Source organism: Pseudoleptotrichia sp., from assembly GCF_057270515.1.
The window spans coordinates 1-21,994 of record NZ_DBHIXS010000004.1 but is presented as its reverse complement, the minus strand read 5'-3'; the positions used below and the strand labels follow the sequence as shown (position 1 = coordinate 21,994).

Here is a 21,994-nt window from a genome sequence, read left to right as displayed (position 1 = left end):
ACAATTTCAGTATATCAGAAAAAAACACGTTTTTCAAATATTTATTATTTTGCTCCCTTACTTAAAACAGAATACACAAGATTTGCATATTTTTCTGTCGCTAATGGTTTAGGGTGTACTCCGTCTTTATAAAAATATTCTCTTTTTCCTTTAGCGTAGGAATACCAGTCAATAATCTTCACATTATTATAATTTTTCTCTATATTTCTTATTTCCCTATTTACTCTTTTTTCCCATGGTCTTGCTACTACGGAATTTATAAAGTACACATCACTTCCTTTCAGTATGTTCATTACTTTTTCCGCATCTTCGGGAGAGATAGGTCCATTTGTTCCCAGAGCGATTACTACTGTTTTCCCTAATTTTCCTGTGTTTTTATATTCCGTCAACAATCCTGCCAGTTCTGAAAACTGTCTGCCGACTTTTACGTCAATTATTGCATTGGGATACTTTTTATAAAGTTCAGGTTTTGTCATTTCCAAAACCGAATCTCCTATAAACAGTATGTTTCTTTCGTCAATATTTCCTATTTTTCCGTTTTTTTCAGAGTTATTTTCAGTTTGTTCCTGATTTTCATTCTGATTTTTATTTTCTATTTTTTCTTCATTATTTTCCGCTTTTTTCTCTTTGTCTTTTTGTTCCTGACTGTCTCTTTCCGTGTTGTCCTTACCGTCTTTATTCTCTCCGATGATTTTTCCATTTTCTATATCCGACTGGACGGCTTTCATTTCTTCCAAGTCTTTATTTTTATACACGGGAGATAAAAATAAAAGTGCGATAATAGTTCCTGATACAAGATAACCCGAAATTTCAAATCTTTTCTTTTCAAAAATATAATAGCTTATTTCCGCAATTAATATAAGAAGCAGTATTTCCAGTAAAAGCTGATAAAAGTACCCTATCTTTGACCATTTAAAAATTTCCCTCATAAATATCATTAGAGGATACTGCCATAAATAATAATGATACTCGTGCCTTCCCAATATCGCCAAAATTTTTGAAAAAAAGCTGAACATCGGAATTTTTATATTTCTCAATTTTAATTTTGTACACAGCACTGCTGAAAATGTTATGAGGACACTCATTAAATAGAGCAATCCATAATAATTAATCCCGTTTCTGTAATCTATTGTCAGAGAAAATATTATTAAAAGGACTATTCCTCCAATCCCTAACTGGAGTATCCTCAATTTTTCCCTGTCATTCTTTATTTCCCTCTGACTGTAAATCATAGCAATAGCAGCACCTATAAAAAAGGTAAAGACCCTCGTGTCCGTTCCGTAATATATCCTTGAGATGTCGGCTCCTTTAAAATATTTATAAGCCATACATAAAGCTGATAAAATGCTGACTCCAAAAAATATGAAACTTATCTGTAAATTCCCGAGTTTCAGTCTTTTCAATCCTTTCAGGATAAACGGAAAAAGAATATACATCTGGATTTGAAAAGACAGCGCCCATATATGTGTTAGAGGTAAAACTATATTATAACTGTCAAAATAGGATATTCCTGATATTATCTGATAAATATTGTTCAATCCTATTATCGAAAAAAATGCACTGTTTTTATATTTTGTTTCCAATCCTCCGTTCATTATTAGCAAAACCACTGTGGAAACCAGTATCACAGTTAAAAGAGCCGGGTAAATTCTGGATATTCTTTTTCTTACTATATCAAAACATGAAAAATCCCTTGATAATAAGGAACTTGTAAACAAATAACCGCTCAGAGCAAAAAATACAATTACTCCGACATACATTCCTTTATATAAAAACCAGTGATAAAAACATATCATAATAAGAGCCACTGCTCTCAAAATATCTATACCCGCTATTCTTCTGCTTTTTTCCATTGTTCCTGCTCCTTATACGACATCATAATTATTAGGTCTAAAACTGCCTGTAATCAGATTTTTTATAATTCCTTTTGCCTGTTATTTCTAATATATTTCAAATCATAGCAAAATTACTTTTAAAATAACTTTCTTTTTAATTAAAACATTTAGTATGTTTTAGATTATAACAAAAGAACGCCCAAATTACAACACTTTCTCTTTTTTATAATATTATTTTATAATATTATAAAGCATAAAAAACATTACAATAAAAACAAAAATTATAAAAAAACTGCCGAAACCGACAGTTTATATAATATATTTTATTTTAAAGTGGCTGGGCTGAATGGATTCGAACCATTGCATGCTGGAGTCAAAGTCCAGTGCCTTACCGCTTGGCGACAGCCCAATCTCAATCCTGTATTTTTATCAGGACAAGAAATATTATATATAAATTTTCTCTAATTGTCAACCCTTTTTCTTATATTTTTTGCATTTGACTATTTTTCGAAAATCATTATATCTTTGTAGGTTTTTTTAAAATTACTATCATTTTTCCTTTTGTAAAGTTTACATTACATATATTTGTTGTAATTATATTACTTACAAGTCTGGAAGATTTTCTTTCTATATCTGCACACTCCAGCTCATATTTAAATCCTCTTAAAGTGAGGTTTTTAATATTTTCATTCAGAGGAATTATCGAAAACCCGTAATTTTTTTTATCGCTTATGGAAAAAGATTTTTCCTTATAAAAAACCTGTTCTTCTTCAGTTAAAATCGTTATATTGGGATAACTTTCCATAAGAAAAAGATTGCTCAAAGTCAAATCTGTCCTTTTTCCCAAAGCTCCCAATATATTCACCGAATTAAACTTGAAACACCCGTCTTTTTCGAGCTGTGAAATTTTTTGTAAAATCAGCTCAAAATCTGTATAGTCTTTTTCAGGATTATATTTCACAATGTTTACATTCAGAGATTTATAGTATTCCAATATTTCCTTATTTATAGAGTCCAAATCCCCTATTATGTACAGAGGAGTTTTATTATACTTATATGCATAATTTGCTCCTCCGTCTGCACACAATAAAACCGTATCTTCATCAAACAGACTGTCTATAAACCCTTGTGAATATGTATACTCTCCATTTAAAAAAACAATTGCTTTCATTACTGTCTTAACTCAGCTGAATAATCTTTTTTTACTTTAACGAGTATTTTTTCAAGAATATCATTTATTTCCTTTTCTTCAAGAGTTTTGGAATTATCCCTCAACAGTATACTTATAGCGACGCTTTTTTTACCGGGTTCTACTCCAAGCCCTCTGTATATATCAAACAATTCTACTTTTTCGACTTTCTTATCTATTTTTTCAATCGTTCTTAGCACATCTCCGACTAAAATATTTTCATTCATTACTAAAGCTACATCTCTCGGAACGGCAGGATACTTGACTATTCCCTGATACACAAAAGGTTTGTTGATATATTTTTTGATTAAATCAATGCTGAATTCTGCTACAAGCACTGTCTTTTTATTCAAATCAAAATTTTCCAGTACATCAGGGTGTATCTCCCCAAAACTTCCGATATATTCATTTCCTACAAATATGTCGGCAGACCTCCCCGGATGAAATTCAGTCTGTTCCGACCTTTTCAGTGAATAATTTTTAAACTTTAATTTTGAAAAAATTTCCTCTACAATCCCTTTCAAATCATAAAAATCATAATGGACAGGTTTAGGATTCCACAAAGTCTTATCATTTTCCCCTGCGAGAATAATTCCAAGTTTTATTTCTTCCTTAGCGAGTTCCTTAGCCTTTTCAAAAGTTCTGCTCACTTCAAAAAATCTTATATTTGAAACATTTCTGTTCATATTGTCTTTTGCATTTTTTATCAGACTGTAAAGCAATGTAGGTCTCATCGTTACAAAATCCTCGGTTATAGGATTGGAAATATCTATCAGTTTATCTTTGGAAATTCTTGTAAATTTTAACTTTTCCGTAGCGTCCTTGGGAATGAAACTGTAATTTATAACTTCTTTCAACCCTGCACCTGCACATATATTTTTCACTCTATCGTTAAGTCTTGTCGTATCAAGCACGGCATTTTGATTTATGTCCACTTTGGGCATAATATTTTCTATATTGTCAAAACCGTACATTCTTATTATTTCTTCAAAATAATCCTGTTCAAGTTCCAAATCTCCTCTATAGGAAGGAGCTGTAAGTGTGAGTGTTTCCCCGTTGTCTATAACTGCTATTTCAAGGTTTTTCAGGATTTCTATAACTTTTTCTCTCGGTATAACCTTTCCGACAAATCTGTTCAATCTTTCAAAATTAAGTTCGGCGATTTTGTTTTCATGTGGAACCGTATAAACGTCCACATATCCGTTCAGTATTTCTCCCCCTGCTACTTCCTGAATAAGATTTGCAAGCCTATTTATTACTTTTATCGCACCTTCAACGTCTATTCCTCTTTCAAATCTGTATGAAGAATCACTTGACAATGTCAGCCTTCTTGATGTTTTTCTAATATTCTGAGGATTAAACTGGGCAACCTCAAGTAAAATATTCTTTGTATTATCAGTAACTTGTGAATTCAACCCTCCCATTACTCCACCGAGGGCAAGTATCTTTTGTCCGTCCGATATTACAATGTCGCTTTCTTCGAGTTTTCTTTCCTGTTCATCAAGAGTAGTAAGTGTATCTCCCGTTTTCGCAGATTTTACAATGATTTCATTTCCCTCGATTTTATCCAAATCAAATATATGATTTGGATGATTCATTTCCATTAAAATAAAGTTGGAAACATCAACTATATTATTAATACTTCGGAGTCCTACAGATTCCACTCTTTCTTTAAGCCATTTAGGACTTTTCCTTACAGTAACATTTTTTAATATTCTTGTCACGTATCTTCTTGATAAATTACTGTCCTCAATAGTAACTTTTATATTATCCGAAGTTTTTTCCTGGATTTCACCATTTATATCCGTTTTCGGATATTTCAGCTCTTTTCCGTAATAAGCGGAAAGCTCTCTCGCTATACCTATATGGGACAGACAGTCGGGTCTGTTGGGAGTTATTTCCAGCTCAAATACAGTATCATCTATTCCGAGATAATCTTTCAGAGGCATTCCGACAGGGGCATCTTCAGGTAATATTATAATTCCGTCTTTATCGCTCCCTATTCCCAGTTCAACTTCGGAACATAGCATTCCATTTGATTCTTCACCTCTTATTTTACTTTTTTTGATTGTAAAATCCTCTTTCAGTTTAGCTCCTACCTGTGCCAAGGCAACTTTATCCCCTGTTTTATGGTTAGTAGCTCCGCAAACTATCTGCAATATTTCCTTTCCGTTATTCACTTTACAAAGGGTCAAACTGTCAGCATTGGGGTGTTTTTTTACTTCTTCTAAATGTGCAACTACTACATTATCAAGGTTCCCGCCTATTATATCTATTTTTTCGACTTCCTGTCCTATCATTGTAAGAGCTTTTTCCATTTCTCCTACTTCTATTCCGTCCAAATCTATATATTGTTTTAACCAATTTAAAGAAATCAGCATTTTTCCTCCTCATTTTTTATTTTCTGACATTATCTTAAAACTGTTCTAAAAATCTCACATCATTATCATAAAATGCCCTCAAATCATCAATTCCGTATTTAAGCATTGTTATTCTTTCAAGTCCGAGACCGAAAGCAAATCCCTGATATTTCTTAGGGTCTATTCCTACACCCTCAAGGACTTTAGGATTTACCATTCCGCTTCCGAGTATTTCGAGCCAGCCTGTCCCTTTACACACTCTACAGCCTGTCCCTTTACATACACCGCATTCTACATCCATTTCGGCTGACGGCTCTGTAAACGGGAAAAAATGAGGTCTAAATCTTACATTTCTTTCTTTTCCGAATATCTTTTTTACGATATTTTCGAGTATCGCCTTAAAATTTGCAAAAGAAACATCCTCACCTATCATAAGACCCTCCATTTGGTGAAACATCGGAGTATGTGAAACATCATAATCAGGTCTGTATACTTTTCCTATCGATACCATTCTGAATGGAGGCTTTCTGTCAAGCATATACCTTATCTGCATTCCTGATGTCTGGGTTCTCAGCACTACTTCGTCCTGAATATAGAAAGTATCGGATATTTCCCTTGATGGATGTGTCTTAGGTATATTCAGGGCATCAAAATTATACTTTGTATACTCGATTTCAGGTCCGTCAACTATATCAAATCCCATATCGGAAACAATCTCCTTTATTTCTCCGACCGTCTTTGTCAATGGATGTAGAGAACCCTCATTTGACTTTCTGCCGGGTAATGTAATATCTATTGTTTCATTTTTTAGTCTTTCCTGCTTTGCTCTTTCTTTCAGTGCATTGAGTTTTTCATCGAATTTGTCCTGTAAAATCACTTTTACTTCGTTAGTAATTTTACCGAATTCAGCTCTTTTTTCAGCCGCCATTTCAGCCATTCCTTTCATTATAGCTGTAAATTCTCCCTTTTTACCCAAAATCTTTACTTTCAGCTCATTAAGCTCATCAAGATTTCCTACATTATTAAGTTTTTCCAGTACGTCCTCTCTTAAACGGGACAGCTTTTCCAACATATTTCCTCCTTAAGACTGTTTCTTGCTTTTCATATTTAATTTAAATTATACCACAATTTATAACTAATTTGTACCTTTCAAATTTCATAAACTCTGAATGATTGCAAATACCGTGTTTATTCTATTTCCTGTCATATCCTTATTATTGGAATACGTAACTGAATTATTAATTTAATTGAAAAATTTTTCTATTAATGTTATTATTTTACAGGAGAGAATATTTCATACTCAGAAAGGAATGTATGAAAATAATATATATTACATTAGGATTTATTTCTATGGGACTTGGAATTGTCGGAATTTTTTTGCCTGCTCTGCCTATCCAGCACAATGATAGCTTTTTCGATTTTTCTGCTAAAAAACAATTATATAAGATTTATACTTATTCTGATTGTGATATTTAAATATTATTATTTTATATTCAAAATAAAAACTATCAAATAAATCAAAAAATTATATATTTATTTGATAAAATTTACTCTCTTTATTTTCTCCTTTTTTATTCTAACATATGATATAAATTGCCTGTTTATTTATTAAGTGTGAGTAAAATTTTATAAATTTATGAATAAATATATATAATATACAAATATATCTTGATAATTTCCGGATTACTTTTCATAAGTATTTTTTATTCTTAAAACAATCTCATTTTATAAACATAACTTTAATAATATGATAAAAATAAAAAACACCCTTTATTACAAAAGTAATTCAGAGTGTTTTTTATTATGAAATTAATTAAGATTATTAGTTAGTTATCAGATAATTAGAATTCAGCTCCAAATCCTACTTTAAATACATTATTTCTATCGTCATTTAATTCGTAGGCAGTTGTCATATTGAATTTGGATAATTTAAATTTCAATCCTAATCCTAATTTCATTCCTCCGTCATAATCCAATCCCTCAACTTTGCCTCCTCCGGCTAATTCCCTATCTCCATGATAAGATTTTCTGTTAAATCTATGTTCGTATTCGACATTTCCGAACAAATCGACTGCCGAACCTAATGCTACCTGTCCGTATACTCCTAAATTTGCATTTCCGCTTGTTCCTTTAGCCTTATTAGCTCCCAGTCTTTCTATCGCCCCTTCTTCAACTCTTGTTACTCCCAGTCCTACATAAGGTTTTACGTATCCTGATTCTCCGCCGAATTTAGAACCTAATCTTGTCTGGAAGTCTATAATAGTTGAATTAAATTTGACTCCCTCTATAGGAACTCTGTCCGCCGTTTCGTATTTATGACTGTTGTGCGAATAAGTCAGAACACTCGACAAATCAACATTTTCAGTGAAATTAAATTTTCCGCTCAGCATAAACTGGTATGAATCTATTTTTTCTTTTATTCCGTTAAATCTTTCTTTATATTTTACATTGGATTTCTGATATCCAAATCCTGCTCCAAGAGTAAAGTTTCCAAAGCTTTTTGTACCGATTAGGCTTACTCCGTTACTTTTGGAGTCATATTTTACTACTTGGGAATTATCAGTATAATTACCTGCTCCTCCTATGTATTGAATATCTAAATCCGTTCCGTTGCCATTTCCTGCATTTTCCAAACTTCTGAAACCACTCGAAGTTATATTTTTAGCTAAATCCAAAGCAACTTTTGACCTTGCCATATATATTTTTGAAGTCGAAGCTCCCGGTGTCGGTGTCGGACTTGGCGTTGGCAGTGGTGCAGGTACAGGCGTTGGTGTCGGAGTAGGGCTTGGCACAACCGGATATGCTGGTATAAACGACGCTATTGGTGTTGTTACATTTGCAGCATTACCTAAAACTGTTTCTGCTCCTGTAAGATTAGTGTATAGCGAAATCCCAAAAGGTCCTGTGCCACTGAAAATCTGATTTCCTGCAGCATTTGTTATTGTGAATGTAGCCCCAGGCTGAACATCAAAATAAGTACCCCTCTCTATATAACTTGTAGCGGTTGTATAAGTTATCGAACCACTATGATTAACTGTATAAGTGGAACCTCCTGAAATTGATGTACCCGCTGAAAATGTTCCTCCATCAATATTAAGATTTACTGCTGAAAATGAATTCACACTCAAAATCAGTGCTCCTAATAATAATAATTTTTTCATTTATTCAAACCTCCCAATTATATTTTTAATTTGTTACTAAACCTCTTTATCCCCCTATAATTATGATAACACAGTGTGCAAAATTTAGTCAAATTTAGCCATTATATGCAAAAACATAGATATTTACTGGCTTAAAGAGTTAAAAAGCTAAAAAAATTTTTCGAGTATATTCAAAAAAAATTTAAATTTTAGAAATAATCTTTTTATTAGTCTATAAATTTAACTTTTTTTCTTGCATATCTTTATATGTAATACTAATACTTTGTCTACATTATTGAAGTTTCCATTGTAGTATATTGTTTCGTCAATATTTAAATAGCTTCTGTTTGTTGAAAAGCTTCTTCAAGTTCTCGCTAAGCAGTTACTCGAAAATGCGGGGGTGCTTTGTTTTATTTCTTTTTCCAAAACATATTATCAATTTTTTCCTTTAACTCCATGATATCTTTTATTTCTTCTAAAACTTCTTTATCTTCTTCTAAGATATCCTTATATGGTAGTCCTATTGCTATATAGTCTACTATTTTTTTATTTTTAAATTTTTCAAAGAATATATCTATATTTCCGTCATCAAATAAATATCTTCCCGTATATTCATCTTCTTCGTATTCAAAACTCATATCTTTATTATTTCTTCTAAGATATTTCTTTATTTTAGGAAGTACTTTTTTTATTTCATCTCCTATCTTCATATTTTCTCTGTTGTTTAAATACACTTTTTCTATAGCAAAAAATAAAGATTGATCTTCAGGTTTAGATAAATTTTCAACAAAATAACTTAATGTATAATGAATCTTAAGATTTTCATACTTTAAATCTATATGTATTGTTATCCTATTATTATTTTGATATACATTTATTTCATCTGGATAGGAAAATACTTCTAATATTTTTTTTAATGATATTTTGTCTATTCCATTTATACCATAAGTTTCATTTAATATATATTTTTGTTTCATCATCTTTTATTTCCTCCTCCTTTACTTTGTTGTCCTTTTCCTCTCATTGAGTGATTTTCTGATTTTTTTAAATCTCTTAATGCTCTTTCCATTTCTTTTTGTGCTTTTTTTCTATCTTCTTTATCTTTAGGAGTTTTATTTGGTTTTTTATCCAATTCATCATATTTTTTCTTGGCTTCTTCATATTTTCTTTTAGCACTTTCTATCTTATCAGGATTGGATTTCCTTTCATTTTTCGTTTTTCCTTTCGCAAAATCTCGCTGCTCTGTCCATATTGTACCTTTTCTCTTTCCAATTTGTTGATTAACACTTTGTTCATTATACATTTCCCATAATTCATTTGCTATTATTGCTGCTCCCGCAATATCTCCAATAGGTAGCGGTCCGTCAGCTCCCGCTGCTCCTGCTGCAATCGCAAGTTTTAACGCTAAATCACTATCCCCAACGTGTTCTCCAAAATCTCTACTGCTATAGTCTTTTCCGTCCGATTTTGCCTTTATCGGGATGTCATTGTCCTTGTACTTATCCTGAAAATATTGGTTCGTCGCTCTTCCCGTACTCTCAAGTCCAAGTTCTTCTGTTCCTGTCTTTCGTTGTCTTCCCTCTACTTTTCCTACAATGTGGCTTCCCTCTTCTGCTATAGTTCCTATTATTCCTGAACGTGTGCCGTTTTCGCCTGCTTCTGTATTTACAAGGATTGTATGTGTTCCGTCTTTTCCTACATATGCCGTTCCTGCTAATGCTTTTCCGTCCTTACCTATCAGCTGTGGGGCATTCTTAGGGTCTGTATATATTACTTTTGCCTTGTAACCTAAGTCCCTGTATGCGTCTTCAAGGGCTTTTCCTATCTCCTGCTGGTCTCTTGCTCCTTTCAGTCTTTCTCCTGCTATATTTTCTAATGTCTCCGAAAGTCTTGTTTCACTTAGCTGTCCAAAGAAGTTCCTGTTATCATCTCCCCTGTCATTTACAGCTTCCTTTATCGTTCTTCCTATGTCCGTTATTTCCTGTTTTGCCTTGTCTATATCCTTTTTGTAATCCTCAGGATTTGTTATTGCCCTTATTGTCTGTCCTTCTACATAGATATTTGTACTGCTATGGTCGTCTTTTGTTGTTTCATTGGCTTTGCTTAAATCAGTATTTATTGGACTTCCTTTTGATGTTCCTATCTCCACGTTTCCAATTACAGTATTTCTTGTTATTCCCTCTTTATCGTGCTTGTCCTGATTAAAGTCTACTCCCGTTACAGGATTTTTACCTGTCTGTAAACCTATTGAACCCCCTGTTGTTTTAAGGGTATCTGTATTATACAGGTCTTTTCCAGTGTACTCCTTTATTTTTAGTCTGCTGTTTTCTCCTTTTGTTCCTACTATTGCTCCTGTATTAGTAGCTTTTCCAACAGTAAGATTACTTCCCTCTAAAACACAGTAGGGGGACGGTTCCCCCTACTACCCCCCCTGCCCCGCTTCTCGTTTGCTAAGCTCGAAATATCTTTCTACTTATAAACTACAAATCTCCTCAATTTCTCGCTAAGCAGTTACTCGAAAATGCGGGGGTCTTGTCTTATTTCTCTGCTCTTTCTATTTATTCTACAGCTCTGAATGGCCAACTGAATGTCCATTTCTTCCATTCATCTGGCGTTATTGTAGCCAAATCAAATGATTTCATAAATTCATAAGGATCTTCATATTTTTCTAACGGTGTATTATCTATAAGTTCTTTTGGAGCTACTTCATTGTCTACTCCCAATTCTATTCCGTGATACAAAGCTATTTTTGAATATATTATTACATAAATATGTAAGTAAAAATCATAATTTGGATTTAAATCATACAGCATTTTTTTCGCAACTTTCGGGTTCATCATTTTGTCTACTGCTTTTTTCATCTCTTCAATATTTTTTTCTGCCAGTCCTTTTAAAAATTCACATTCATATTCCCTGTATTTATACTCACTGCTCTTTAGAGGATTTTCAAGATACATTTTACATCTTTTTTTTACTTCTTCAAAATCTCCTTTTAATGCCAATATTGTTGTTATTGCAAAAAATCTGTATCCTTTTGAATTTGTCAATGTCGTATATTTACCTTTTTCAATGTCCCAGTCATCGGGTGCTATTATTTCTATATTATTCATTATGAATTTAATAAAATCCTGATTATTTGACTCAAGCACACTAAACAAGCCTGCTACTCCACCAAGAAAACGTTCCCGAACTTTACAGGATAATAATGCTAATTTAGCACTTATATATATATTATATCTGTGAGACTTTATATCTTTCTCAATTAATAAATTTTTGGATGATAATTGTTCGTAACTCATTGAAAGATTAAACATACACGCCATTTGATCTCCAATTTTATTTTCTATATAGTGTAGTCTCTGTTTTTCTTCTTCTTTATCTACCCCTACAGTTTTAGATATTCTGTCAAATCCTCTTTCATATTTTATTTTTCCCGCTACTATACTCATCTTTTACCTCTTTCCATTATTTATTTTTTATTATTACTGGTATTATTTTCATTTCTCCTGTTTCCCTGTTTATTTCTGTCACTCCATATCTCAATTTTCCAGTTTCTTGCGCATTTTTTATTAATTTTGCTGTTGGATTTTCATCTCCAAGTTTTTTTAAAACTCCCTCTATCCAACCAGAAGAACCCTGTCTTGTAGTATTTCCGAATGAGTCTTGCACACCTTTATTTGATAAAGTTATTGTCCCCTTTTCTGACAACTGTTTACTTTCCAGTATCCATACTTCTCCCGTCTCCTTTATTTCTACTACGTGGTCAAATCCATTATTTGAACCGTATTTACCATTGTATACTTTTAGTTTCGGATCATTCTCAAATGCTGTATTAAATATTTCTTCCGTTATTTTCCCTTTATTGTCATTTCCTTTCATCACCTCTTTTATATTGTTTTCTACTCCTTTGGGTTTTTCTATTTTATATGAATATTTTTCCACATTTTTTGAACCTATCTTATTAGAAGTATATGGTATTTCTTTAGGATTTACTTCATCTAATCCTGAACTATAAACAGCTTCTTTTTGTTTAGCTTCATTATTTGGTGATACTTTTGGTTTGCCTACTTCCATTCCGCTTTTTATATTTTCCACTGCTTCAGGATTATTTTTATTATCTTTCATTAATCCCGTCTGACTTCCTTTAGTTCCTGTATTATTATTCAATATTCCATAATACATCTGTTCTGTCATTCCTGAATGCTGGATTAATGACTCTCCCATTGCAGCATATGTTTCTACTACTGACGCACTGTATTTGTCTCCTTTTATTGTCAGAACTCCATTTCTGTATTCTTTTGCATTGTTTACCAACTCTGATGTCTCCGATTTCGCTCCAAGTCCTGACACTCTTAATCTTTGAGCTTTCAATATCTCATTCTGCTCTTCATACAGTTTTTTTATTTCTTCATTGTATTGATCTGCTCCTTTCTTATCTCCTCTTCTTTTTGCTGCATTGTATTCCCCTATCTTCTGATTTATCTTTTCCGAATACTCTGCTATCTTTTTATTCTCTTCTGCTGTTCCTCTTTTAAACTCTTCAAATGAATTGTACGTTACTTTTCTTCCGTCTTCGTATTCAAAGACTAATTTTGTCCCTTTTGGCAGTTTTCCTTTAAAGTCTTCAAACTCTTTCAATTCTTCGAAGTTTTTTGGTTTCTCCTGTTTTAAAATTCTATCTTTTTCTTCTCTTTTCTTGTCTGCTTTCTTTTTATCTTCTGATATTTTCTTCTTAACAGGTCCTACTACTTCCTTATCTATTGCCTCTTTTGTTTCATTTATTACTTTTTCCTGTGCCTTTCCTCCTTTAGCTATGTCATTTGCGTTGTTTATTAAGACTTTTCCCGCTTTTCCACTTAGTCCTAAAAATTGCCCTGCTGCTCCTTTTAAGTCTCCTTTTACTATCTTGTTTCCTATTTCTTTCAGCTCTTTTTTTCCTTTTCTTATCTGTTTGGCTGTTATGTCTGATGTTATTTCGCTGTCAGGGTCAAATTGGGCATATTCAAAGGAATTAGGGTCTATCTTGTCATTTTTACCTTTCAGCCTGTTTTCTATCTCTCCATAGGCTATTTCTCCTGCTACTGTCGCTTTTAACTGTCCCTCATTATTTGGCTTGGCTTTTCCTTTGTCAAATCTGTCTCTTATCCCCCATTCCCGACCTATTCCTGCTCTTACTGTACTTTCATCTGCATTTTCATTGATGTATATCTTTCCTGTTACTTTGTCATAAAAATACGGTATCTCTTTTCCCTGTTTCCTTGCTTCTTCTATTCTTGTTCGTATTTTTTCAGGTAAGTTCGGGTCATCAGGATTAAAACAGTAGGGGGACGGTTCCCCCTACTACCCCCCTGCCCCGCTTCTCGTTTGCTAAGCTCAAAATATCTTTCTTCTGCTCTACTACAAGTCTCCTCAATTTCTCGCTAAGCAGTTACTCGAAAATGCGGGGGTTTTGTTCTATTTCTTTTTCCAAAACATATTATAAATTCTTTCTTACTTTATGAAATAGAAAAATCTAATATATTTAATTTTAATATCTCAATTATTTTTGTAATATCAGGATTATCCTTATAAGGTAGATCTATATATATACCATCTATATATTTTTTATGATTAAATTTTTCAATAAATATAGTCAAATTAGAATTATCAAAATTATATTCTCCAAAATATTTATCTTCCTTATATTCAAAATCTATTGTTTTATTATTTTTTATTAAATATTTCTTTATTTTAGACAACGCTGTTCTGATATCTTCACCTTCAGTTATATATTCTGTTTTATTTAAATATAACTTTTTTACTATAAAAGATAAAGTTTGAAATTCGGGTATTTTAGTACCTACATAAAAATTTATTGTAGTTAATATCTTTAAATTAATATCTTCATATTCTAACTTTATCTCAATTGAAATTTGGTCTTTTTCTATTTCTATCATTATTCTATCAGGAATAGAAAATTCTTCTATTATTTTTTTTAAAGAAATATTATTTATAGAATTTATTCCGTAATCACTATTTAAAACAAACTTATATCTATTTTTCATTATCTTTTATTTCCTCCTCCTTTACTTTGTTGCCCTTTTCCTCTCATTGAATGATTTTCTGATTTTTCAAGTCTTTTGATTTCTTTATCAATTTCTTTGATACGTTTTTTTATTTCTTCTTTGTCCTTTGGTGTTTTATTAGGCTTTTTTTTCAGTTCATTTTTTTCCTTTCTCAAAGTTTCGATTTTCTCTTTGGCACTTTCTACCTTATCAGGATTGGATTTCCTTTCATTTTTCGTTTTTCCTTTCGCAAAATCTCGCTGCTCTGTCCATATTGTACCTTTTCTCTTTCCAATTTGTTGATTAACACTTTGTTCATTATACATTTCCCATAATTCATTTGCTATTATTGCTGCTCCCGCAATATCTCCAATAGGTAGCGGTCCGTCAGCTCCCGCTGCTCCTGCTGCAATCGCAAGTTTTAACGCTAAATCACTATCCCCAACGTGTTCTCCAAAATCTCTACTGCTATAGTCTTTTCCGTCCGATTTTGCCTTTATCGGGATGTCATTGTCCTTGTACTTATCCTGAAAATATTGGTTCGTCGCTCTTCCCGTACTCTCAAGTCCAAGTTCTTCTGTTCCTGTCTTTCGTTGTCTTCCCTCTACTTTTCCTACAATGTGGCTTCCCTCTTCTGCTATAGTTCCTATTATTCCTGAACGTGTGCCGTTTTCGCCTGCTTCTGTATTTACAAGGATTGTATGTGTTCCGTCTTTTCCTACATATGCCGTTCCTGCTAATGCTTTTCCGTCCTTACCTATCAGCTGTGGGGCATTCTTAGGGTCTGTATATATTACTTTTGCCTTGTAACCTAAGTCCCTGTATGCGTCTTCAAGGGCTTTTCCTATCTCCTGCTGGTCTCTTGCTCCTTTCAGTCTTTCTCCTGCTATATTTTCTAATGTCTCCGAAAGTCTTGTTTCACTTAGCTGTCCAAAGAAGTTCCTGTTATCATCTCCCCTGTCATTTACAGCTTCCTTTATCGTTCTTCCTATGTCCGTTATTTCCTGTTTTGCCTTGTCTATATCCTTTTTGTAATCCTCAGGATTTGTTATTGCCCTTATTGTCTGTCCTTCTACATAGATATTTGTACTGCTATGGTCGTCTTTTGTTGTTTCATTGGCTTTGCTTAAATCAGTATTTATTGGACTTCCTTTTGATGTTCCTATCTCCACGTTTCCAATTACAGTATTTCTTGTTATTCCCTCTTTATCGTGCTTGTCCTGATTAAAGTCTACTCCCGTTACAGGATTTTTACCTGTCTGTAAACCTATTGAACCCCCTGTTGTTTTAAGGGTATCTGTATTATACAGGTCTTTTCCAGTGTACTCCTTTATTTTTAGTCTGCTGTTTTCTCCTTTTGTTCCTACTATTGCTCCTGTATTTGTGGCTTTTCCTACTGTAAGATTACTTCCCTCTAAAAACACAGTAGGGGGACAGTTCCCCCTACTACCCCCCTGCCCCGCTTCTCGTTTGCTAAGCTTGAAATATCTTTCTTCTGCTCTACTAAAAGCTTCTTCAATTTCTCGCTAAGTAGTTACTCGAAAATGCGGGGAGTTTTTCTTACCATATATCATTTTTAAATATCATATATACCTTTATTTCCTGATTTTTCTTGTATTTTTCTATTAATATTTTATCAACTATATCTATTAAAATATAATTCTTAGTTATAAATCTTAATATATCTGAATTTATTATTACTACCTTTAACTTATCATCACTATTAACTCTTATCTCTTCAAGTTTTTCAAGAAATACTTTATCTCTTATTAGGTCTTTGTGTTCTAATAATTTACTTCCTTTTAACTCTTTTTCTATTTCTTCTCTATCTTTCTCAATCCCAATTATTAATTCATTCCTAAATTCAGAAAATTTATCTTCCAATAAAAATTCATCAATCAGAATATAAACTTCAATATCTATTGTTGGATTTTCGTCTTTATATATTATAGCCTCATCCCTATACCATTCTAATAACAAAGTATAAATAATTGAATGATATATATCTCCTTTTTCCTCTTCCGATATATTTTTAAATTTTTCAGTATAATCTAAAATTATAACTATCCCGTCTTTTTTTCTCTTTTTTATTTCGTAAAATAATGCTATATCCCTTGCAAAATCATCATAAGTATATGTACTCATACCAAATTTTTTGTTATAGTCTAATACATCTATTTCTTTTTGCATTATATCATAAAAATCTCCCCAGTTATTCAGTTTATTACCGTCTAATTCTATAATCCATTTATTCTTTGACGAATTATATATTTTTTCCTTCTCATTTTTCTTAGTTATTATTAGTCTATTTTGCAACATAATAACCCCTTTCTTAAACTTTTTTATTATTTTATTCTTTTAAATGTCATATAATGGTCATCTGTATAATATACTGAACCGTCGCTTCCTCTTACAAATCTGTAACTATCTCTTCCCCCTGTTGTTACGTTAATATCAAATTCTCTATACTCTATTTCGCCTTGCCCTGGCAACACCTGGCTTCCATATCTACCGTCATTTCTGTATATTTTTCCTGCTCTTTCCGGTCCTCCTGAAACTTGACCTTTCCAACCATTTTTCTCATACTTCTCAAACATTTCTTTCTCTTGCTCCGATAAATTATTATAATTATTCTTTATCCTGTTTTCATAATCCGTTCTTACACGCTCATATCTCTGCTGTATGTTTTCTTTCATTTCTGATTGTGAAGTATCTTTTTTCGGTAATTTATCTTCTTTTGGACTTCTATAACCATTTATCCTATTAACAGTCTCTATATAACTTTGTGCTGCTGCTGCTTTTGATAATTCTGCCTCTTTATAGTATTTCTCTCCGTCTATTATCAGCTTACCTTTTTCATATCTGATTGCACTCTGTGCCAAATCTCCACTCGTTGATATTTTTCCCATTGGAGCTCTTCTTAATTGTATCGCTTTAATAAAATTATCCTGCTCTTTTTCGAGACTGTTTCTTTTTATCGGGTCTTTTTCTTTATTTATATTTTGTGAATAAAATTCTATTATCGCCGCTTCTTCTGGTGTTTCATTCATAAAATCTTCTAAAGAATTAAATACTCTATCTCCCCCTTCATATCTTAAAATTATTTTTGTCCCTTTCGGAATATCTCCTCTCAATGACTGATACTCTCTAAGTTCTGTTAAGTTAGTTACATTTTCTTCTTTCATCAGGTTTTTTACACTTGTCTTGAAATAGTTTGATACTCCCAGTTTCTTGGCTTCTTTTTCAAAATTTTTCTTGCTTTCACTGTCGTGAAAAACTATCACTCCATTTTTTACTGTATATCTTCCCTGATAATTTCTTCCTAAAATATAGTTCGCCTGATTTATTTTGTTCTTAAGCTCTTCCTCTTGTTTCTTCTTCCTTTCTATATTCTCCTGCTTATATTCATTTATCTCATTTTGAATATTTTTTCCTATCTTTTTTCCAACCTTGTCAAGTTCTTCTTTCGCTCCTTTTCCGTCTAATTTTACTAATTTACTTCCTATATTTTCTGCACCTCTTACAAGTCCATTCCACATCCTTTTTAAGTCTTCTGATGTTACTTTATCACTTGTAATTTCACTCTCAGGCAAAAGCTTCCCATAATCAAAGTCTTCTGGGCTTAATTTTTCAGGTTTATCTTTTCTTCTCTTTTTTATTTCATTTTCTGCTATCTCTCCTGCAACAGTTGCCTTTAGTTTTCCTTCGTCATTTTTCTTTCCTCTTCCACTTTCAAGTCCTTCTCTTATGACCCATTCCCTTGCAATTCCTGACCTTATGTCATCTTTATTTATATCTTTATTTATATAGATTTTTCCTGTAATTTGATCATAGAATGCATCTATTTTTTCATTTGGATTTCTTTTCTTTAGGTGTTCTATTCTTTCTTTTACACTTTTTGGTAAATTAGGGTCATTTAGGTCTATCTTACCTCCTATTCCTAATTTATCCTGTATTTCTTTGTTGCTTAAATCTCCTTTTGCTATCAGTTCTATTTCAGGAGCTGTTTTTACCCTTAATATATCTTCCTTGATTTCCTCATATCTTCTCTTTTCTGCTTGTGATATGTCGCTGTCATCGCTTCCGTTCAGTATGTTGTCTATTTTCTTTATTGCTCCCTCTACTGTTGCTTTTCCTTCAAGTACTGCTATGTTAAAATCTTCTACAAACTGTTTCGAGTTTGACACAGCTTTTATTGTATTATCCTCTACATAGATATTTGTATTTCTATGAGTGTCTTTTATTGTTTCATTGGCTTTACTTAAATCAGTATTTATAGGACTTCCTTTTGATGTCCCTATTTCTACATTCCCAATTACTGTATTTCTTGTTATTCCCTCTTTGTCGTGCTTTTCCTGATTAAAGCCTACTCCGCCTGTTCCTACTGAACCTCCTGTCGTTGTCAGTTTATCTGTGTTGTATAGGTCTTTTCCTACATATTCTTTTACTTTGAGAGAAGAGTTATTTCCTGTAGTTCCGACTATTGCTCCTGTGTTAGTAGCTTTTCCAACAGTAAGGTTGCTTCCCTCTCCAAGTATAAAGGTACTTTGTTTGTCTACATAAGTTCTGTTTCCGTTTGTTTTGCTATGATTTACGCTTTCTGAATTAGGTAAACCTGATGAACTTACTCCTACATTTATACCACTGCTGCTTCCAGTAGTTGTACTCTTATTCTGTACTGATGTGATTTCAAGGTTTTCTATGTTTCCTGTTACTTTTCCGCCTGTCTGGTTAAAACCTATTAATCTCATATTCTTTGTGTTGTTATGGACTTCGTCTACATTTACAAAGTTTCCATTTTGGTATATTGTTTCATCAGTATTTAAATGGCTTCTGTTTGTTGAAAAGCTTACTCCGTTAAAACACAGTAGGGGGACGGTTCCCCCTACTACCCCCTGCCCCGCTTCTCGTTTGCTAAGCTCGAAATATCTTTTTTCTGCTCTACTACAAGCTTCTTCAATTTCTCGCTAAGCAGTTACTCGAAAATGCGGGGAAAAGTATTTTTTTAATTATATCATTTTTCTTTATTTTTGAAAAATGAATATTATCCTATATTTAAATAATAAATGGTTTTTTATATGAATATAATTTATTATATAATCTCTATCATAGTTATATTATTTTAAAAAATTACTTGTTGATAATTTTTTTTAATAAAATAAACTCAATTGCAATTTTTTATAGAAACTATTTTTCTAAATTAAATTTTGTTGGAACAAAATTTAGAGATGTTTTTTCATACAATCTATCCATATTTTTTATTTTTAAGATTAAATTCTTATCTGTTTTTATATAGTTACCATTTAATATATATATTTCTTTAATTCTATTAAAAATCTTTATTTTATCTTTATCAGCTTTATATTTAAAATCTTTACGTCTTATTCTTATCAGCAGTACTACAATTAATAAATAACCTAATTTTATTTTATAGAAGATTACAAACAAAATTACAAAATATAAAATCCATAATCCATATCTAAAGAATGAAAAATTATAACTGAGTATATTACTCTTCTTATCATCTATTCCAATAAAATTTATTCTCTTTTTTAATTCATTTACTATACTTTCATAGTTTATTACATTACTAAGAATAACACTATTCTTATCTTGAATATAGCTTTTTCCATATATATTTCTTAATCTTATGTTAGTTGTTGGAAAATTTATGATAATATCGCTACTATTAAAAATGTTTTTTCTTATGAAAATCATATTTATATCAGAATAATGTATTTTTTTTATTTGCTTCTTAAAATATATTTTTAAATAATCATTCTCAAATTCAATTTCTAAGTTTAATTTCTTGGTTAACTTAAAATACAAATAATTTATAAAACAAAATATCCCTAAAATCAACAAAAGAATTATCAATGTTAGTACAAAATTTATAATCAAATAATATACATCTTTTTCTTCTAACGAAATATAAAACACTGGATTTATAGTATAAAGCATAATGAAAAAAATTAAAAAATCTTCTATATTATAATAGGTTATATCTATTATTTTCCTTTTAATTTCCATATTTCCCTCTTCATTGATTCAAAAAGATTTTTCCCATTTTTCAATTTTAATAATTTACTTCTTACTTTTTCTAACGGTATTAAAAAAGTATAGCCAGCATTATAATTTATACTTGCTGATATTTCTGAATCTAACTTTGTTTTCTTTCCTGCTGATAAAGAAATCGTTCCATCCATTCCTGCCGATAAACTACCTGAAAATACAGGAGTAGCAACATCTGCACTAAATGAATGTCCAAATCCTTTTATATCATAAATCGTCCTAGCAAGAGGATTATAATCTGTCACAATTCCAAATCCAAATCCACCGCCAACGCCAATACCAATACTTCCTCCTATGCTCAAAAATCCTCCTATACGATTATCATCATCTATAACCACTCCTATAGTTGTATTTGCTCCTAAATGTACGACATCAGAGACATCTCCATTTAAAGTTACTCCTAAACTATATGTTGCATCTCCGACGTGTTCTCCAAAATCTCTACTGCTGTAGTCTTTTCCGTCCGATTTTGCCTTTATCGGGATGTCATTGTCTTTGTACTTATCCTGAAAATATTGGTTCGTCGCTCTTCCCGTACTCTCAAGTCCAAGTTCTTCTGTTCCTGTCTTTCGTTGTCTTCCCTCTACTTTTCCTACAATGTGGCTTCCCTCTTCTGCTATAGTTCCTATTATTCCTGAACGTGTGCCGTTTTCGCCTGCTTCTGTATTTACAAGGATTGTATGTGTTCCGTCTTTTCCTACATATGCCGTTCCTGCTAATGCTTTTCCGTCCTTACCTATCAGCTGTGGGGCATTCTTAGGGTCTGTATATATTACTTTTGCCTTGTAACCTAAGTCCCTGTATGCGTCTTCAAGGGCTTTTCCTATCTCCTGCTGGTCTCTTGCTCCTTTCAGTCTTTCTCCTGCTATATTTTCTAATGTCTCCGAAAGTCTTGTTTCACTTAGCTGTCCAAAGAAGTTCCTGTTATCATCTCCCCTGTCATTTACAGCTTCCTTTATCGTTCTTCCTATGTCCGTTATTTCCTGTTTTGCCTTGTCTATATCCTTTTTGTAATCCTCAGGATTTGTTATTGCCCTTATTGTCTGTCCTTCTACATAGATATTTGTACTGCTATGGTCGTCTTTTGTTGTTTCATTGGCTTTGCTTAAATCAGTATTTATTGGACTTCCTTTTGATGTTCCTATCTCCACGTTTCCAATTACAGTATTTCTTGTTATTCCCTCTTTATCGTGCTTGTCCTGATTAAAGTCTACTCCCGTTACAGGATTTTTACCTGTCTGTAAACCTATTGAACCCCCTGTTGTTTTAAGGGTATCTGTATTATACAGGTCTTTTCCAGTGTACTCCTTTATTTTTAGTCTGCTGTTTTCTCCTTTTGTTCCTACTATTGCTC

At 32.2% G+C, this 21,994-nt stretch carries 15 protein-coding genes and 1 tRNA gene; all 16 read right to left on the bottom strand.

The features are described from left to right. Positions 1-44 precede the first annotated feature (44 nt). Positions 45-1,853, bottom strand: coding sequence for an acyltransferase family protein (locus tag ACO5J6_RS04260; RefSeq protein ID WP_485642274.1), 1,809 nt, complete (start codon positions 1,851-1,853; stop codon positions 45-47). Positions 1,854-2,169: 316 nt separating this feature from the next. Then, positions 2,170-2,244 (bottom strand) — tRNA-Gln (locus tag ACO5J6_RS04255). 108 nt (positions 2,245-2,352) lie between these two features. Then, on the bottom strand, positions 2,353-3,006 hold the full coding sequence (locus tag ACO5J6_RS04250; RefSeq protein ID WP_485642273.1) for a thiamine diphosphokinase: 654 nt from the start codon (positions 3,004-3,006) through the stop codon (positions 2,353-2,355). Next, positions 3,006-5,405, bottom strand: a complete 2,400-nt coding sequence (gene pheT, locus ACO5J6_RS04245) for a phenylalanine--tRNA ligase subunit beta (RefSeq protein WP_485642272.1) — start codon at positions 5,403-5,405, stop codon at positions 3,006-3,008. Before pheT ends, ACO5J6_RS04250 begins: the two co-directional genes overlap by 1 nt. Before the next feature lie 34 nt (positions 5,406-5,439). Continuing rightward, the gene (pheS, locus tag ACO5J6_RS04240) at positions 5,440-6,456 is read right to left on the bottom strand and encodes a phenylalanine--tRNA ligase subunit alpha (RefSeq protein WP_485642271.1); all 1,017 of its coding nucleotides are present in this window, start codon (positions 6,454-6,456) and stop codon (positions 5,440-5,442) included. Between the two features lie 769 nt (positions 6,457-7,225). After that, on the bottom strand, positions 7,226-8,545 hold the full coding sequence (locus ACO5J6_RS04235; protein ID WP_485642270.1) for an autotransporter outer membrane beta-barrel domain-containing protein: 1,320 nt from the start codon (positions 8,543-8,545) through the stop codon (positions 7,226-7,228). A 389-nt stretch (positions 8,546-8,934) separates the two neighbouring features. Then, on the bottom strand, positions 8,935-9,504 hold the full coding sequence (locus tag ACO5J6_RS04230; protein ID WP_485642268.1) for a hypothetical protein: 570 nt from the start codon (positions 9,502-9,504) through the stop codon (positions 8,935-8,937). Then, positions 9,501-10,673, bottom strand: a complete 1,173-nt coding sequence (locus ACO5J6_RS04225; RefSeq protein ID WP_485642267.1) for a hypothetical protein — start codon at positions 10,671-10,673, stop codon at positions 9,501-9,503. Before ACO5J6_RS04225 ends, ACO5J6_RS04230 begins: the two co-directional genes overlap by 4 nt. Before the next feature lie 409 nt (positions 10,674-11,082). Further along, positions 11,083-11,973: a hypothetical protein gene (locus ACO5J6_RS04220; protein ID WP_485642266.1), complete on the bottom strand. Its 891-nt coding sequence runs from the start codon at positions 11,971-11,973 to the stop codon at positions 11,083-11,085. Positions 11,974-11,989: 16 nt separating this feature from the next. Then, on the bottom strand, positions 11,990-13,162 hold the full coding sequence (locus ACO5J6_RS04215; RefSeq protein WP_485642265.1) for a hypothetical protein: 1,173 nt from the start codon (positions 13,160-13,162) through the stop codon (positions 11,990-11,992). Positions 13,163-14,019: 857 nt separating this feature from the next. Then, positions 14,020-14,460 carry a histidine kinase gene (locus ACO5J6_RS04210; protein WP_485642264.1) on the bottom strand — a complete coding sequence of 147 codons (441 nt, stop codon included), beginning with the start codon at positions 14,458-14,460 and terminating at the stop codon, positions 14,020-14,022. 107 nt (positions 14,461-14,567) lie between these two features. Continuing rightward, positions 14,568-15,992, bottom strand: coding sequence for a hypothetical protein (locus ACO5J6_RS04205; protein ID WP_485642263.1), 1,425 nt, complete (start codon positions 15,990-15,992; stop codon positions 14,568-14,570). Between the two features lie 136 nt (positions 15,993-16,128). After that, a complete protein-coding gene (locus ACO5J6_RS04200) occupies positions 16,129-16,887 on the bottom strand; it encodes a hypothetical protein (RefSeq protein WP_485642262.1) in 759 nt (252 codons plus the stop codon). 26 nt (positions 16,888-16,913) lie between these two features. Next, entirely contained in the window at positions 16,914-19,319 is a 2,406-nt protein-coding gene (locus tag ACO5J6_RS04195; protein WP_485642261.1) for a ribonuclease domain-containing protein, read from the bottom strand. A gap of 436 nt (positions 19,320-19,755) precedes the next feature. After that, positions 19,756-20,598: a hypothetical protein gene (locus tag ACO5J6_RS04190; RefSeq protein WP_485642260.1), complete on the bottom strand. Its 843-nt coding sequence runs from the start codon at positions 20,596-20,598 to the stop codon at positions 19,756-19,758. Then, positions 20,577-21,994 (bottom strand): hypothetical protein (locus tag ACO5J6_RS04185; protein ID WP_485642259.1); only part of this gene is annotated, 1,418 nt, incomplete at its 5' end. The genes ACO5J6_RS04190 and ACO5J6_RS04185, both read right to left, overlap by 22 nt.